This window comes from Undibacterium sp. Ji49W, assembly GCF_049340205.1.
In the GTDB taxonomy this organism is placed as follows: domain Bacteria; phylum Pseudomonadota; class Gammaproteobacteria; order Burkholderiales; family Burkholderiaceae_D; genus Undibacterium.
In genome coordinates this window covers 137,901-151,895 of record NZ_JBMPOW010000009.1, presented here as the reverse complement: position 1 = coordinate 151,895, position 13,995 = coordinate 137,901, and the positions used below count along the sequence as shown (strand labels likewise).

At 50.9% G+C, this 13,995-nt stretch carries 13 protein-coding genes; 8 read left to right on the top strand and 5 right to left on the bottom strand.

The window, feature by feature from the left end:
* Window positions 1-445: 445 nt before the first annotated feature.
* Entirely contained in the window at window positions 446-1,627 is a 1,182-nt protein-coding gene (locus ACO0LK_RS13070; protein WP_422975697.1) for a cystathionine beta-lyase, read from the top strand.
* A gap of 102 nt (window positions 1,628-1,729) precedes the next feature.
* Here ACO0LK_RS13070 and ACO0LK_RS13065 read toward each other — a convergent pair whose 3' ends face one another.
* From ACO0LK_RS13065 to ACO0LK_RS13045, 5 genes are all read right to left on the bottom strand, one after another.
* Window positions 1,730-1,990 carry a hypothetical protein gene (locus ACO0LK_RS13065; protein WP_422975695.1) on the bottom strand — a complete coding sequence of 87 codons (261 nt, stop codon included), beginning with the start codon at window positions 1,988-1,990 and terminating at the stop codon, window positions 1,730-1,732.
* Window positions 1,991-2,183: 193 nt separating this feature from the next.
* Complete coding sequence (gene acnA / locus ACO0LK_RS13060; protein WP_422975693.1) at window positions 2,184-4,919, bottom strand: aconitate hydratase AcnA; 2,736 nt, start codon at window positions 4,917-4,919, stop codon at window positions 2,184-2,186.
* Between the two features lie 97 nt (window positions 4,920-5,016).
* Window positions 5,017-5,496, bottom strand: a complete 480-nt coding sequence (locus ACO0LK_RS13055; RefSeq protein ID WP_422975691.1) for a hypothetical protein — start codon at window positions 5,494-5,496, stop codon at window positions 5,017-5,019.
* A gap of 10 nt (window positions 5,497-5,506) precedes the next feature.
* Window positions 5,507-6,478, bottom strand: a complete 972-nt coding sequence (locus ACO0LK_RS13050) for an HpcH/HpaI aldolase/citrate lyase family protein (protein WP_422975884.1) — start codon at window positions 6,476-6,478, stop codon at window positions 5,507-5,509.
* A gap of 63 nt (window positions 6,479-6,541) precedes the next feature.
* Entirely contained in the window at window positions 6,542-7,531 is a 990-nt protein-coding gene (locus ACO0LK_RS13045) for a malate dehydrogenase (RefSeq protein ID WP_422975689.1), read from the bottom strand.
* A gap of 355 nt (window positions 7,532-7,886) precedes the next feature.
* On the opposite strand from ACO0LK_RS13045, the gene ACO0LK_RS13040 reads away from it, so the two are divergent.
* The 7 genes from ACO0LK_RS13040 (at window position 7,887) to gltA (ending at window position 13,934) form a co-directional block, all read left to right on the top strand.
* Window positions 7,887-8,690: a GntR family transcriptional regulator gene (locus ACO0LK_RS13040; protein WP_422975688.1), complete on the top strand. Its 804-nt coding sequence runs from the start codon at window positions 7,887-7,889 to the stop codon at window positions 8,688-8,690.
* 212 nt (window positions 8,691-8,902) lie between these two features.
* The gene (gene sdhC / locus ACO0LK_RS13035; protein ID WP_422975686.1) at window positions 8,903-9,310 is read left to right on the top strand and encodes a succinate dehydrogenase, cytochrome b556 subunit; all 408 of its coding nucleotides are present in this window, start codon (window positions 8,903-8,905) and stop codon (window positions 9,308-9,310) included.
* Window positions 9,311-9,679 (top strand): succinate dehydrogenase, hydrophobic membrane anchor protein, encoded by a 369-nt coding sequence (gene sdhD / locus ACO0LK_RS13030; RefSeq protein ID WP_422975684.1) that lies wholly within the window; start codon window positions 9,311-9,313, stop codon window positions 9,677-9,679. It abuts the gene before it with no gap.
* Window positions 9,680-9,681: 2 nt separating this feature from the next.
* Entirely contained in the window at window positions 9,682-11,457 is a 1,776-nt protein-coding gene (sdhA, locus tag ACO0LK_RS13025) for a succinate dehydrogenase flavoprotein subunit (protein WP_422975682.1), read from the top strand.
* Between the two features lie 12 nt (window positions 11,458-11,469).
* Window positions 11,470-12,180: a succinate dehydrogenase iron-sulfur subunit gene (locus ACO0LK_RS13020; RefSeq protein ID WP_186945462.1), complete on the top strand. Its 711-nt coding sequence runs from the start codon at window positions 11,470-11,472 to the stop codon at window positions 12,178-12,180.
* A 107-nt stretch (window positions 12,181-12,287) separates the two neighbouring features.
* On the top strand, window positions 12,288-12,569 hold the full coding sequence (locus ACO0LK_RS13015) for a succinate dehydrogenase assembly factor 2 (RefSeq protein ID WP_422975680.1): 282 nt from the start codon (window positions 12,288-12,290) through the stop codon (window positions 12,567-12,569).
* A gap of 60 nt (window positions 12,570-12,629) precedes the next feature.
* Window positions 12,630-13,934, top strand: a complete 1,305-nt coding sequence (gene gltA, locus ACO0LK_RS13010; RefSeq protein ID WP_422975678.1) for a citrate synthase — start codon at window positions 12,630-12,632, stop codon at window positions 13,932-13,934.
* Window positions 13,935-13,995 lie beyond the last annotated feature (61 nt).

Here is a 13,995-nt window from a genome sequence, read left to right as displayed (position 1 = left end):
GCGTGGCATAGCAGACGTTCCGTTTAGCTCAGTGGTTCAGTGGTTCAGTGGTTCAGTGGCAAGTGGTTCAGTGGTAAGTGGCTGCTTGGCCGAAAGCGGGCAAGTGTTTGGCGACAGATCGACATGCAGCACCAGAAGCTTACACGTGAAGACATGTAAAAGCATGAAAAAAGTGCGGGGAACTATGTCTTCATGGTGTCTCATACTTCGACCACAATGAACAGATTTTCCGGGCGAGATGCGTTTGCTTCCTACGTGGACTTGCCACGGCGCCAGCCTTAGCGGCAAGTGCTACCCTTGCGCCTTGTGTTACATCCCGAATCGCCTTGCCCGCACTCACTCCCATTGATGAAATGAGTTCTGGTGTATTCATGAAGCATAAAGCCCCGGTTCTGCGTTAACATTGCCATTCGTCGCTTGATATCCTCATCAAAGAAAAGTAGCCATGCCGGAAAATTCAAATTCTCAACGCGGATTCAATACCCGCGTCATTCATAGCGATTACGAAGCACCAGACGGTTTTGGCGCTTTCCCTGTAGCGATACATCATGCTTCCACCGTGTTGTTCACGGATGTGGCGTCCATGCGTTCCCGAAGTTGGCAAGACAAATCTGCTTATACCTATGGCCTGCATGGCACGCCAACCAGTTTCACGCTGGAAGCCAGGCTGGCCGAGATAGAGCAGGGCAAGCATTGCCTGCTGACACCGAGCGGCTTGGCCGCCATTACTCTGGTGAATATGGCCTTCCTGGCAAGCGGTGATCATGTGCTGATCCCCGACAACGTGTATAGCCCGAATCGCGAACTGGCAGACTGGTTTTCGCGTAGTTTTGGTGTCCATGTCAGTTATTACGACCCCCTGATCGGGGCGGACATTGCTGCGCTGATACGTGACAATACCAAATTGATCTGGGCCGAGGCCCCCGGTTCTGTTTCTATGGAGGTGCCGGACGTGCCGGCGATATGTGCCGCAGCGCATGAACGTGGGGTATTGGTGGCGCTGGACAATACCTGGTCTGGTGGGATTGCCTTCCCGGCGTTTGCACATGGTGTCGATATCATCATGCAGGCACTGACCAAATACCAGAGTGGTGGTTCTGACGTCCTGATGGGGGCTGTGATTACCAGTGACCGTGCATTGAATGCTCACCTCCAGACGGCGCATATGCGTCTGGGCTTTGGCGTTGGCATGGATGATGTCTACCTCGTCCTGCGGAATTTACCTACGCTGCAATTGCGCTTCCAGGCGCATGATCAAAGTGCGCGCAAGGTCGCTGCATGGCTAAAAACACGGCCGGAAATCAGCCAGGTATTGCATCCGGCATTGCCGGGCAGTCCGGGTCATGAAATCTGGCAACGTGACTTTACCGGGGCTGGCGGCCTGTTCTCGGTTTTGTTTGATGAGAAATATACAGAGCAACAGACCGATCGTTTTGTCGATAGCCTGAAGCTGTTCAAGATCGGTTTTAGTTGGGGTGGGGCGCATAGTTTGTGTGTTCCTTATCGCATCGAACAAATGCGTCAGCACTGGCCACACAAAGGCATACTGGTGCGTTTCAATATAGGACTGGAAGATAGCGCAGACCTGATTGCTGATATCGAGCAGGCATTGGCGCGGATGGTCTGAACTATACTGCCTTGATTCATGGTGCAGAAATAAAAATGGGCGGGCCGCAAGCGGTCGCCCATAGTCATTGGAACTCATCCCTATGGATGAAATGAGTTCTGATTATTTGCTTGCGCTGCTGGCTGTCGCGTCAGATGCAGGTGCGGGTGTTGATGCGGTCGCAGTCGCAGCCGCAGTTGAGGCTGTAGCTGCAGCAGGTGCAGCCGGTGGTGTTGGTTCAGATGCGCTTGCCGAAGCTGAATGGACTTCTGTCGGATTATGACCGGCTGCTTCGCCTTGCATATCGACCTTGTCACCTGCCTTGAAAATAATGAACAGGGCAGCAGCTGCAAAAATAATAAAGCCGACGAGAATTTTCCACATAGTTGTCTCCAGATTTGTACTTGTAAGATGTGACAAGCTTAAATGTCCTTGCTTACATCATTCTTGCATCACGGCAGCACCAAAGAAAAAAGGTGAATTTCAAAAGAAATTCACCTTTTTGTCTGAATCCCCGTGATGGGGATTCATGTGTCACTTATGTGTACTAATGATTTGTACTAATGGTTGGTACCAGTTAAGCGGCCAGCAATTGACGCAATACGAATGGCAGAATGCCGCCATGTTTGTAGTAGTCAACTTCGATCGGTGTATCGATGCGCAACAGGACTTTGACTTCCTGTTTGTCGCCATTGGCACGATTGATAACCAGAGTCACTTCTTGCTGTGGCTTGATTTCATCTTCTATGCCTTTCAGGTCGTAAGACTCTGTACCTGTGATGCCCAGACTGTCAACACTGTCGCTACCAAGGAATTGCAGTGGCAATACGCCCATGCCGACCAGGTTGGAACGGTGGATACGTTCAAAAGAACGGGCGATGACAGCTTTGACGCCCAGCAATTGCGTACCTTTTGCTGCCCAGTCACGGGAAGAGCCTGTACCGTATTCTTCGCCGCCGAAAATCATGGTAGGTACGCCGTCAGCAATGTATTTCATCGCTGCATCGTAAATTGCCATAGGTTCGCCGGTAGGCTGGAACAGGGTTTCGCCGCCTTCAACGCGGGAGCCATCTTCTTTCGCAGGGATCATCAGGTTTTTGATGCGTACGTTGGCAAATGTGCCGCGCATCATGATTTCGTGGTTGCCACGACGTGAGCCGTAGGAATTGAAATCTGCCTTCAGAACGCCGTTTTCTTTCAGCCATTTACCTGCCGGGCTGGATTCTTTGATGGAGCCAGCGGGAGAAATATGGTCGGTTGTAATGGAGTCGCCAAACACGCCCAGGGCGCGCGCGCCACTGATGCCAGTCGCCGCTGCTTTTGGTTCCATCGTGAAATCAGCAAAGAATGGTGGTTCAGCGATGTAGGTGGAGGTAGGCCAGTTGTAGACTTCACCTTCAGCGACGCCCTGGATGTTTTCCCACAGCTTGCCTGGCGCACCTTTGACGTCTGCGTAGTTTTCCTTGAAAGTCTTGGAATTCATTGCAAACTTCATCAGCTTGTTGATTTCAGCACTGGTAGGCCAGATGTCGCCCAGGAAAATGTCCTTGCCTTTGACGCGGCCAACTGGCTCGGTCATCAGGTCGCGGGTCATGTTGCCAGCGATAGCGTAGGCAACGACCAAAGGAGGGGACGCCAGGAAGTTGGAACGGATATTCGGGTGAATACGTGCTTCAAAGTTACGGTTGCCGGACAGAACAGCAGATGCCACGATGTCGTTGGCAACGATCGCTTCATTCATTGCAGGTGTCAGGTCACCGGCATTGCCGATACAGGTTGTGCAGCCGTAAGCGGTGACGCCGAAGCCGAGTTTTTCCAGGTAAGGCAGCAAGCCTGCTGCTTCCAGGTATTTGGTCACAACGCGCGAGCCAGGTGCCAGCGACGTCTTGATGTGTGGTGCCACTTTCAAGCCAGCTTCTACGGCTTTCTTGGCCAGCAAGCCAGCTGCCAGCAAGACGCTAGGGTTGGATGTGTTGGTGCAGGAAGTAATTGCAGCGATCAATACATCGCCGTTTTTGACTTTGACGCCATCAGTATTGGTGTAAACCGCATCCAGATCTTCTGCCTTCTTGTTGAAGCCATTTTCGGACGTTGGTTTGGCGAACAGGTCGGCGAAAGTGGATTTGACGTTGCCGATTTCGATACGATCCTGTGGGCGTTTAGGGCCAGCCAGGGATGGGGCAACGGTAGACAGATCCAGAGAGATTTCTGTGGTGTAGTCGATGTCGCCAGCCGCAGGTATGCCGAACATTTTCTGGGCTTTGAAATAGCCTTCGAATGCATCGATTTCTGCCTTGGTGCGGCCTGTACCTTTGAAGTAGTCGATAGTCGCTTCATCAACCGGGAAGAAGCCCATGGTCGCGCCGTATTCCGGTGCCATGTTGGCGATGGTGGCGCGGTCTGTCAGTGACAGGGAACGTGTACCTTCACCGAAGAATTCAACAAACTTGCCAACGACCTTGGCTTTACGCAGCAATTCTGTGATGGTCAATACCAGATCCGTTGCAGTACAGCCTTCGCGCAATGCGCCAGTCAGGTTGACGCCGACGACGTCAGGTGTCAGGAAGTAGACCGGTTGACCCAGCATGCCGGCTTCGGCTTCAATACCGCCCACGCCCCAGCCGACGACGCCGATACCGTTGATCATGGTGGTGTGAGAATCAGTGCCTACCAGTGTGTCTGGGTAGTAGATTTCGTTTTTCTTGGCATCTTTGATCTTGTGTACGCCACGTGCCAGGTATTCCAGGTTAACCTGGTGGACAATACCAAAGCCTGGAGGAACCACGCCAAAAGTATCAAATGCCTGCATGCCCCATTTCATGAACTGGTAACGCTCGTTATTGCGTTGGAATTCCAGTTTCATGTTCAGGTCCAGCGCTTTCTTTTCGCGGAAATGATCGATCTGTACCGAGTGATCAACCACCAGATCAACTGGAACCAGCGGTTCGATATTCTTTGGATTTTTGCCTTGTTTGGCTGCAACGTTACGCATGGCGGCCAGATCGGCCAGCAATGGTACGCCGGTAAAATCTTGCAGAACAACGCGGGACACGACGAAAGGAATTTCATCGGTGCGGGCAGCAGTTGCGCTCCAGTTTGCCAATTGCTTGACATGTTCTTCAGTAACTTTTTTGCCGTCGCAGTTACGCAATACCGATTCCAGTACCACGCGAATGGAAACTGGCAGACGGGAGATTTTTACACCGAGATTTTTTTCCAGTGCGGGCAAAGAAAAGAACTTGCCTTTCTTGGTGTCTGAAATTTTGAAATCTTTCAGGGTTTTGAATGCATCTTTGTACGCATTTTGGCTCATGGCTGTTCCTTATTTACAAAAATCAACGATCAGAAAATTTACTTGCTACTACTTTTTTATTTGATGAATCTTATTGATGAATCTAATTTTATGAATGCTATTTGATAAGTGTCGGTGCTGCTTTGGTGCTGTCCACTTCTGCCAGTGCAGGCGTTGCTGTCTTGCATTCATTGGCCAGTTGCTGACCCTTGAGTGAATCGAGCAATAGGCCTTTGGCGGGAATACCGATCCAGATCAGACCGGATTTACGGTTTTCAAAACGTACTGCACCAGTCGTGGTATCTATCTTGGACAGACGATACAGGCGTTTTTTCCAGCGCATGGCAACGTGTTCGGTATCTTCAGGATTGATATACATCGTCAATGAATTACCCAGTTCGCATTTGTATTCGAAACTGTTGTGTTGTTGGATGTCTGGTTCTGGCTCATCGCTTTCTTTACTGGCCGGGGCCGCAGCCGGTTTCGCTGTTTTGGCGCTGGCCTTGGTTTTGCTGTGCGGTGCTTCCACTGCGTTGGCGTTGGCAGTGAGCATGGCGCATGCGGCAAATGCCAGGCTGATAAAAGAAAGTAATTTCATGAGTGTCTCCCTAGAGTAATTCTCGTGCTGCTTCTGGTAATACAACTTGCCCAAACTGGGCCTTCTTTAAAACTGTCCAATAGTAGCGGTAACTGGCGCGGTCGTGTAGCTGTCCTTGCCATTGTATTGGCCCCCATTGATGCTTTTTGGCTGATGAGAGGATGGATACGGCTTCATCGACTTCCTGGTCAGGGGGTGTCAGCGCACTCACTATGGCTTTAATCTGGTCTGGATGAATGCTCCACATACGGGTATAACCACATTCCAGGGCGGCACGGCGCGCATCGCTGGCGACAACGTCCTTGTCCCGGATTTCTGTGGTGACATTATGCGAGGCAATTTTTCCATGATGATGACAGGCGGCAGCTATTTCCAGTTTGGCGCGCATTACCAGAGGATGCTCAAACTGCCCGGGCGATCGCATGGCGCTGGCTGGAATTGCGCCGTAATGGGCGGATACAAAATCCATCAGGCCAAATGACAGACATTGCACCTGGGGCAGGGCAGCAATTTGCCTTGCCTCAGCCAGTGCTCCATGTGTTTCTATTAATACATGGACTGGAATCAGGCTGCCATCTGCCTTGCGGGCATGGTGATTGATGCGGCTTAGGGCGGACGTCACCTCGGCTGCACTATCTACTTTAGGCAAAACCACATAGGCCATTTTGGCGGCAGCAGTTGGCAGGATGAGGGATAGATCCTGCTCGAAAGCAGGGTGATGCACGTCGTGCACACGCACGCCTATGCGTTGAAACAGATTGTCTGCGCTAGAAACCAAAGTGGCGACCAGCCCGGCATGGGCTTTTTCATTGCCAGCGGCTGCGCCGTCTTCGCAGTCAAGCGTGATATCGAAAATAGGGCCAAGTTCCTGCTGTAAGGCGATGGACTTGCGCATGAGCTTTTCAGAACCGGCATAGTGATCACAGACCGGTAAAAACACGGGTGGCAACTGATCCTGAAAAAGCACAGAGGAGGGATGCATCTTGAATATGGCGTCTTGATTGAAGCGGTTTGTGGTTGTGACCACAAACCGCTTCAGACTTGATTAACCTACCAGGTGTTTCACGCCATCACGCTCTTCTTGCAATTCTTTGAGAGTGATGTTGATGCGTTCACGGGAGAATTCGTCGATTTCCAGACCTTGAACAATCTTGTATTCGCCATTTTCTGTTGTGACAGGGAAGCCAAACATGGTGCCTTCAGGGATGCCATAAGAGCCATCAGAAGCGATGCCCATGGTTGTCCACTTGCCGTTTGTGCCCAGAACCCAGTCACGTACGTGGTCAATGGCTGCATTTGCTGCGGATGCAGCAGAAGACAAGCCACGTGCTTCAATGATGGCTGCGCCACGTTTGCCAACGGTTGGCAGGAACACATCTTTGTTCCAGACCTGGTCGTTGATCAGGTCTTTGACGGATGCGCCATCTACTGTCGCGAAGCGATAGTCAGCGTACATGGTTGGGGAGTGATTGCCCCAGACGCACAGTTTTTCAATTGCAGCGACTGGCTTGCCAACTTTGGCTGCCACTTGGGACAGGGCGCGGTTGTGATCCAGACGCAGCATTGCTGTGAAGTTTTTGGATGGCAGGGAAGGGGCTGATTTCATTGCAATGTAAGCATTGGTGTTGGCTGGATTGCCAACCACCAGGACTTTAACGTTGCGGGAAGCAACTGCGTCCAGTGCCTTGCCTTGTACAGTGAAAATCTGTGCATTGGCTTCCAGCAGGTCTTTGCGTTCCATGCCTGGGCCGCGTGGGCGTGCGCCAACCAGCAGGGCGACATCGATGTCTTTGAATGCTGTCAGCGGATCGCTGTGGGCGGACATGCCGGCCAGCAGTGGGAAAGCGCAGTCATCGATTTCCATCATGACGCCTTTCAGCGCTTTTTGTGCTTTTTCGTCAGGAATTTCCAGCAATTGCAGAATCACTGGCTGGTCTTTGCCCAGCATGTCGCCATTGGCGATACGGAACAGAAGGGAATAGCCGATTTGGCCTGCGGCGCCGGTAACAGCTACGCGCATAGGGGATTTCGCCATGATGCATCTCCGAAGTGGTGTAAAAACGAATTTCAATCAAATGCCGTGCCCACGGGGTGTTGCGAATGCTGCGGTAGTGCGGGCACTGTGTAAAACGCTTAATGATACCGTTGAAAACCATGCCAGTCAGCCAAAATCAGCGCTGAAGCCGTTTTTCTTCCTTTACATTAAGGACGTTCGAACTATATTGCACTGGTGTGGCAGAGATGCATTGGGCAGGCTGCCAGCCATTTTTCCCAAGAGTTTAGGTGCTGCGGGCTGAAGTGTCAATGAATATCTTATGTCTTATATAAGACATATTACTTGATAGTTTGTTCTGGACGGGATGGGTGGTTTTGTGTTGAAATTGCAGTCTATGAACTCAATCATACCTATCGCAAGCAATCAGCCTGTCAGCCCGGTCACGCCCGGTGCTGGTGGTGTTGCTTCTTCCTTGAGTGCTTCGCCTACATTCAGCCCATTATATCAACAGATAAAAGCCCTGATTACCCAGAGCCTGCAATCGGGTGAGTGGAAGCCAGGTGAGCTGATCCCCAGCGAGATGGAATTGGCCAGTCGCTTCAAGGTCAGTCAGGGCACTGTGCGTAAGGCGATTGATGAGTTGTCGGCAGAAAACCTGGTGGTGCGCCGGCAGGGGAAGGGGACTTTTGTGGCGACGCATCATGAGGCGCGCTCACAGTTTCGTTTCTTGCGCCTGGCACCAGACGAAGGTGCGCCGCATTATCCTGAAAATAAAATTATTGAAGTTAAACGTATGCGGGCACCTGCTGAGGTGGCGCGTTTGCTGGACATTAAATCCGGGGATTCTGTTGTATTCATCCGTCGGGTGCAGTCGTTTACTGGTGTGCCTACCATTCTGGATGACTTGTGGTTGCCGGGTTCCATCTTCAAGGGCCTGACTGCCGAACGTTTAAATGAATACAAGGGCCCGATGTATGGCCTGTTCGAAACTGAATTTGGCACACACATGATCCGTGCTTCAGAGCAGATTCGTGCCGTCTGTGCGGATGAGCAGGTTGCTTCCTTGCTGAATGTGAGTGTTGGTATGCCTTTGCTCAATGTGGAACGGGTTTCTTTCACGTATGGTGATAAGCCGGTTGAGTTGCGTCGTGGTTTGTACCTGACAGTTAATCATCACTACCGAAATGAATTGAGTTGATGTTGGCCATATTGCGACGTTGGCGGCTGCATTGGCGGTTGAATTTTAGGGGATTACCTGGTTTCGCTTTGATCCGTGCTCAGCGAGAATGTTGGGTTTGGGTTTAAGATAGCGATATTTTGTAAATTGGGCTGATTTTTGTTGGTGCAATGCACCAAAATGAGCGAAAATTGCAAGGTTTATGTACAGACTAGTTAATGGGGAGATTATTTATGTCTGAAGTAGTAAAAACCAGACCGCGCTTTGGTGTAATGCGCCTGATAGATGCGACTGGCTACAGGCTGCCACTGGCGGGCTTTGTTTCCATCTTGCATCGTGGCAGTGGAATGTTGATGTTCTTGTTGTTGCCCTTCATTTTGTATTTGCTCGATAAAAGCCTCACTTCAGAATTGACGTTCGCTGAATTGCAGGGTTTTACATCTCACGTCTTTGTCAAGTTGGTCATCCTTGCTCTGGTCTGGGCGTATCTGCATCATTTCTGTGCGGGTATCCGTCATTTGTTTATGGATATTCACTTCGGTCTGAATAAAGAATCTGCACGTCAGTCGGCTGTCAGCGTTCTGGTGATCAGTCTGGGGTTGGCTGCATTGACTGGCCTGAAATTGTTCGGAGTATTTTAAATGGCAAATAACAATATTGGTCCAAAACGCCTGGTCGTAGGTGCAAGCTATGGTTTGCGCGACTGGTTGGCACAACGTGTCACCGCAATCGTGATGGCTGCGTACACAGTGATTTTGCTGGGTCTGTTTTTGACTGGCAAAAATTTCAGTTATGAAGCATGGGCGGGCATATTTGCCATGCAATGGTTCAAACTGGCGACATTCTCTGTCGTCGTCTGCCTGTTGTATCACGCCTGGGTAGGTATGCGTGATGTCTGGATGGATTATGTGACACACAACGTATTTGTGCGTCTGGTATTTCAGGTTGCCACTATTCTGTGGCTGATTGCCTGTGCTGGCTATGCTGCACAGATTTTGTGGAGAGTATAAAAGTGGCTGCAATTAAATCCACAATTCCTAGCCGCCGTTTTGATGCGGTCATCGTTGGTGCTGGCGGTTCCGGCATGCGTGCCTCGCTGCAATTGGCTGAGGCTGGCCTGAATGTCGCGGTACTATCTAAAGTTTTCCCTACCCGTTCGCACACTGTTGCTGCGCAGGGTGGTATTGGTGCTTCTTTGGGCAACATGTCGGAAGATGGCTGGCTCTGGCATATGTTTGATACCGTTAAAGGTTCGGACTATCTGGGCGACCAGGATGCGATCGAGTTCATGTGCCGCGAAGCACCAAAGGTGGTGTATGAGCTTGAGCATTTCGGTATGCCATTTGACCGCAATGCCGACGGCACGATTTATCAGCGTCCATTCGGTGGTCATACTGCCAACTACGGTGAAAAACCTGTACAGCGTGCCTGTGCTGCTGCTGACCGTACTGGTCATGCTTTGTTGCATACTTTGTATCAACGTAACGTCCGCGCCCGTACCCATTTCTTTGTTGAGTGGATGGCGATTGATCTGATCCGCGATGCGGACGGTGATGTGCTGGGTGTTGTTGCGCTGGAAATGGAAACTGGCGAAGTCATGATGCTGGAAGCCAAGACCACTATTTTTGCTACAGGTGGTGCTGGCCGCATCTGGCAAGCTTCTACCAATGCCTTTATCAATACTGGTGACGGTATGGGTATGGCGGCACGTGTGGGCTTGCCGCTGGAAGACATGGAATTCTGGCAGTTCCACCCAACTGGTGTTGCCGGTGCGGGTGTCTTGATTACTGAAGGTGTACGTGGTGAAGGCGGTATTCTGGTGAATAGCCAGGGCGAACGCTTCATGGAACGTTATGCGCCTACGCTGAAAGATTTGGCACCGCGTGATTTCGTTTCCCGCTCCATGGATCAGGAAATCAAGGAAGGCCGTGGTTGTGGTCCGAACAAAGATCACGTCATGCTGGATCTGCGTCACATCGGTGCTGAAACAATTCAAAAGCGTTTGCCATCGATTCTGGAAATCGCGCACAAGTTTGCCAACGTTGATGCAACCAAGGAACCGATTCCTGTCGTTCCTACGATTCACTATCAGATGGGTGGTATCCCGACCAATATTCACGGTCAGGTTGTGGCACCTAAAAACGGTAGCAGTGAAATCGTCAATGGTCTGTATGCAATTGGCGAGTGCGCCTGCGTATCCGTGCATGGTGCAAACCGTCTGGGTACCAACTCTCTGCTCGATTTGCTGGTGTTTGGCCGTGCCGCCGGTAATCACGTGGTGGCCAGCAAGCTGAAAGAACGTAGCAATAAGGATTTGCCTGCTGATGCGGCTGATCTGGCGCTGTCACGTTTGGCCAAGCTGGAAACCAGTACCGGTTCCGAGCGCGTACAGGACGTTGCCAATGCCATTCGCGGCACGATGCAGCAATATTGTGGCGTGTTCCGTACGGATGAATTGCTGCAAACCGGCTACAAGAAAATTATGGAGCTTGATGAGCGTCGCAAGCATGTTTCTTTCAAAGATAAATCCAAAGTCTTCAATACTGCCCGTGTAGAAGCGCTGGAACTGGATAATCTGATCGAAACAGCCAAGGCAACGATTACATCTGCCGCCGCCCGTAAAGAATCCCGTGGTGCGCATGCCCACCGTGATTATGAAAAACGTGACGACGAAAACTGGATGAAGCATACCTTGTGGTATTCCGAGGGCAATCGCCTCGACTACAAGCCAGTCGTGACCAAGCCACTGACTGTAGAAACCTTCAAACCAAAACCACGTACATTCTAAAGAGATACCGATATGGCACGTACACTGAAATTTAAAATCTATCGCTACGATCCGGACAAGGATGCCAAGCCTTACATGCAAGACTTGACGGTCGAGCTGCAAGACACGGACAAGATGTTGCTGGATGCATTGCAACGTATCAAGTCTGACGTGGATGACTCTCTGGCGCTGCGCCGCTCATGCCGTGAAGGTGTGTGTGGTTCTGACGCCATGAACATCAATGGCAAGAATGGTCTGGCCTGCACCACCAACCTGAATGAATTGAGCGAGCCTATTGTCTTGCGCCCTTTGCCTGGCTTGCCAGTGATCCGCGATCTGATCGTGGACATGACGCAATTCTTCAAGCAATACAATTCGATCAAGCCTTACCTGATGAATGATTCCATTCCACCAGAAAAAGAACGTCTGCAGTCGCCTGCTGAACGTGAAGAGCTGGATGGTCTGTATGAATGCATCCTGTGCGCCTGCTGTTCGACTTCCTGCCCGTCTTTCTGGTGGAATCCGGACAAATTCGTTGGTCCGGCAGGTTTGTTGCAGGCTTACCGCTTCATTGCTGATTCCCGTGATGAAGCAACTGGTGCGCGTCTGGACAATCTGGAAGATCCGTATCGCCTGTTCCGTTGCCACACGATCATGAACTGTGTGGATGTATGCCCTAAAGGTCTGAATCCTACCCGTGCTATCGGTAAGATTAAAGAACTGATGGTGCGTCGCGCGGTCTAAGTTTTTGTTGTTGCAAGCGATGCCCCTGGGCATCGCTGCTATTTCATGCGGTTTTTACGGGCGACCTGAGAATCGCATGAAATAGTCAGTATGGAAGAGAATTAATTATGTCTGAGTCACAAGCGGTACCCCATCAAAGCGATCCGGTCAAGCGGGCACGTTTGCGGTGGCGGGCGAGGCGCGGTTTGCTGGAAAACGATTTGATCTTGACCCGTTTTCTGGATGCTCACGAAGAATCCCTGACAGACGAGGAAGTGGATGCCTTCAGTCGTCTGATGGAGTTGCCGGACAATACATTAATGGATCTGATCATGGCTAAAAAGCAGCCAGAAGCCGAGGTCGATCTGCCTCACGTCCATGCTTTATTGCTGCGCCTGCAAACGGCGTAAGTCAATTTGATTTTTGTGTTTTTTTGATTAACGACTCACCTCTTATCTGAAGGAAGAGCCATGACAAATTCTGAAACAAAAGCCACCCTATCTTTTTCTGATGGCTCGCCAGCACTGGAAATGCCGATTTACAAGGGCTCTATTGGCCCAGATGTAATTGACATCCGTAAACTGTACGGCTCTACTGGCATGTTCACATACGACCCGGGTTTCATGTCCACGGCCGCCTGTAATTCTTCCATCACCTACATTGATGGTGACAAGGGTGAGCTGCTGTATCGCGGTTACCCGATCGAGCAACTGGCAGTGAATGGCGGCGATTTCCTGGAAACCTGCTACCTGTTGCTGAATGGCGAACTGCCAAATGCAGATCAAAAGAAAGAATTTGTAGCGACTGTCACCAATCACACCATGGTGCACGAGCAGATGCAATTCTTCTTCCGTGGTTTCCGTCGTGATGCCCATCCCATGTCAGTATTGGTAGGTACAGTCGGCGCGCTGGCTTCGTTCTACCATGATTCCCTGGACATCAATGATCCGCATCACCGTGAAGTATCGGCGATTCGTCTGATCGCCAAGATGCCTACACTGGTTGCCATGGCGTACAAATATTCCATCGGCCAGCCTTTTGTGTATCCACGCAATGATCTGTCCTACAGTGCCAACTTCATGCACATGATGTTCTCCACACCATGTGAGCCATACAAAACCAATGAAGTACTGGTACGTGCACTGGATCGTATCCTGATCCTGCACGCAGATCACGAGCAAAATGCATCCACATCAACAGTGCGTCTGGCTGGTTCCTCTGGAGCAAATCCATTTGCCTGTATCGCTGCCGGTATCGCATGTCTGTGGGGTCCTGCCCACGGTGGCGCGAACGAAGCGGCATTGAGCATGCTGGAAGAAATCGGTAGCGTTGACAATATTCCTAACTTCATCGCACAGGTGAAAGACAAGAATTCTGGCGTCAAGCTGATGGGCTTCGGTCACCGTGTCTACAAGAACTATGACCCACGCGCCAAGCTGATGCGTGAAACCTGCTATGAAGTCTTGCAAGAGCTGGGTCTGCAAGACGATCCTTTGTTCAAGCTGGCGATGGCGCTGGAAAAAATTGCGCTGGAAGACGAATACTTCGTCAGCCGCAAGCTGTATCCTAACGTCGACTTCTACTCTGGTATCGTACAGCGCGCGCTGGGTATCCCAACCGCCTTGTTCACCGGTATCTTCGCCCTGGCACGTACAGTAGGCTGGATCGCTCAGTGGAAAGAAATGATTTCTGATCCAGAGCAAAAAATCGGCCGTCCTCGTCAGTTGTTTGTAGGTGCCGCCAAGCGCGATGTGCCACCGATCGATAAGCGTTGATTGATAAGCGTTAATTCTTTAATCAGTTTTAATGTTGTAAAAAGCGAGTCTTTAAGACTCG

Excerpts from the sequence above, each read along its gene's own strand:
- ACO0LK_RS13070 (WP_422975697.1), top strand. The coding sequence starts at position 446 with ATGCCGGAAAATTCAAATTCTCAACGCGGATTCAATACCCGCGTCATT.
- ACO0LK_RS13065 (WP_422975695.1), bottom strand. The coding sequence starts at position 1,990 with ATGTGGAAAATTCTCGTCGGCTTTATTATTTTTGCAGCTGCTGCCCTG.
- acnA (WP_422975693.1), bottom strand. The coding sequence starts at position 4,919 with ATGAGCCAAAATGCGTACAAAGATGCATTCAAAACCCTGAAAGATTTC.
- ACO0LK_RS13055 (WP_422975691.1), bottom strand. The coding sequence starts at position 5,496 with ATGAAATTACTTTCTTTTATCAGCCTGGCATTTGCCGCATGCGCCATG.
- ACO0LK_RS13050 (WP_422975884.1), bottom strand. The coding sequence starts at position 6,478 with ATGCATCCCTCCTCTGTGCTTTTTCAGGATCAGTTGCCACCCGTGTTT.
- ACO0LK_RS13045 (WP_422975689.1), bottom strand. The coding sequence starts at position 7,531 with ATGGCGAAATCCCCTATGCGCGTAGCTGTTACCGGCGCCGCAGGCCAA.
- ACO0LK_RS13040 (WP_422975688.1), top strand. The coding sequence starts at position 7,887 with ATGAACTCAATCATACCTATCGCAAGCAATCAGCCTGTCAGCCCGGTC.
- sdhC (WP_422975686.1), top strand. The coding sequence starts at position 8,903 with ATGTCTGAAGTAGTAAAAACCAGACCGCGCTTTGGTGTAATGCGCCTG.
- sdhD (WP_422975684.1), top strand. The coding sequence starts at position 9,311 with ATGGCAAATAACAATATTGGTCCAAAACGCCTGGTCGTAGGTGCAAGC.
- ACO0LK_RS13020 (WP_186945462.1), top strand. The coding sequence starts at position 11,470 with ATGGCACGTACACTGAAATTTAAAATCTATCGCTACGATCCGGACAAG.
- ACO0LK_RS13015 (WP_422975680.1), top strand. The coding sequence starts at position 12,288 with ATGTCTGAGTCACAAGCGGTACCCCATCAAAGCGATCCGGTCAAGCGG.
- gltA (WP_422975678.1), top strand. The coding sequence starts at position 12,630 with ATGACAAATTCTGAAACAAAAGCCACCCTATCTTTTTCTGATGGCTCG.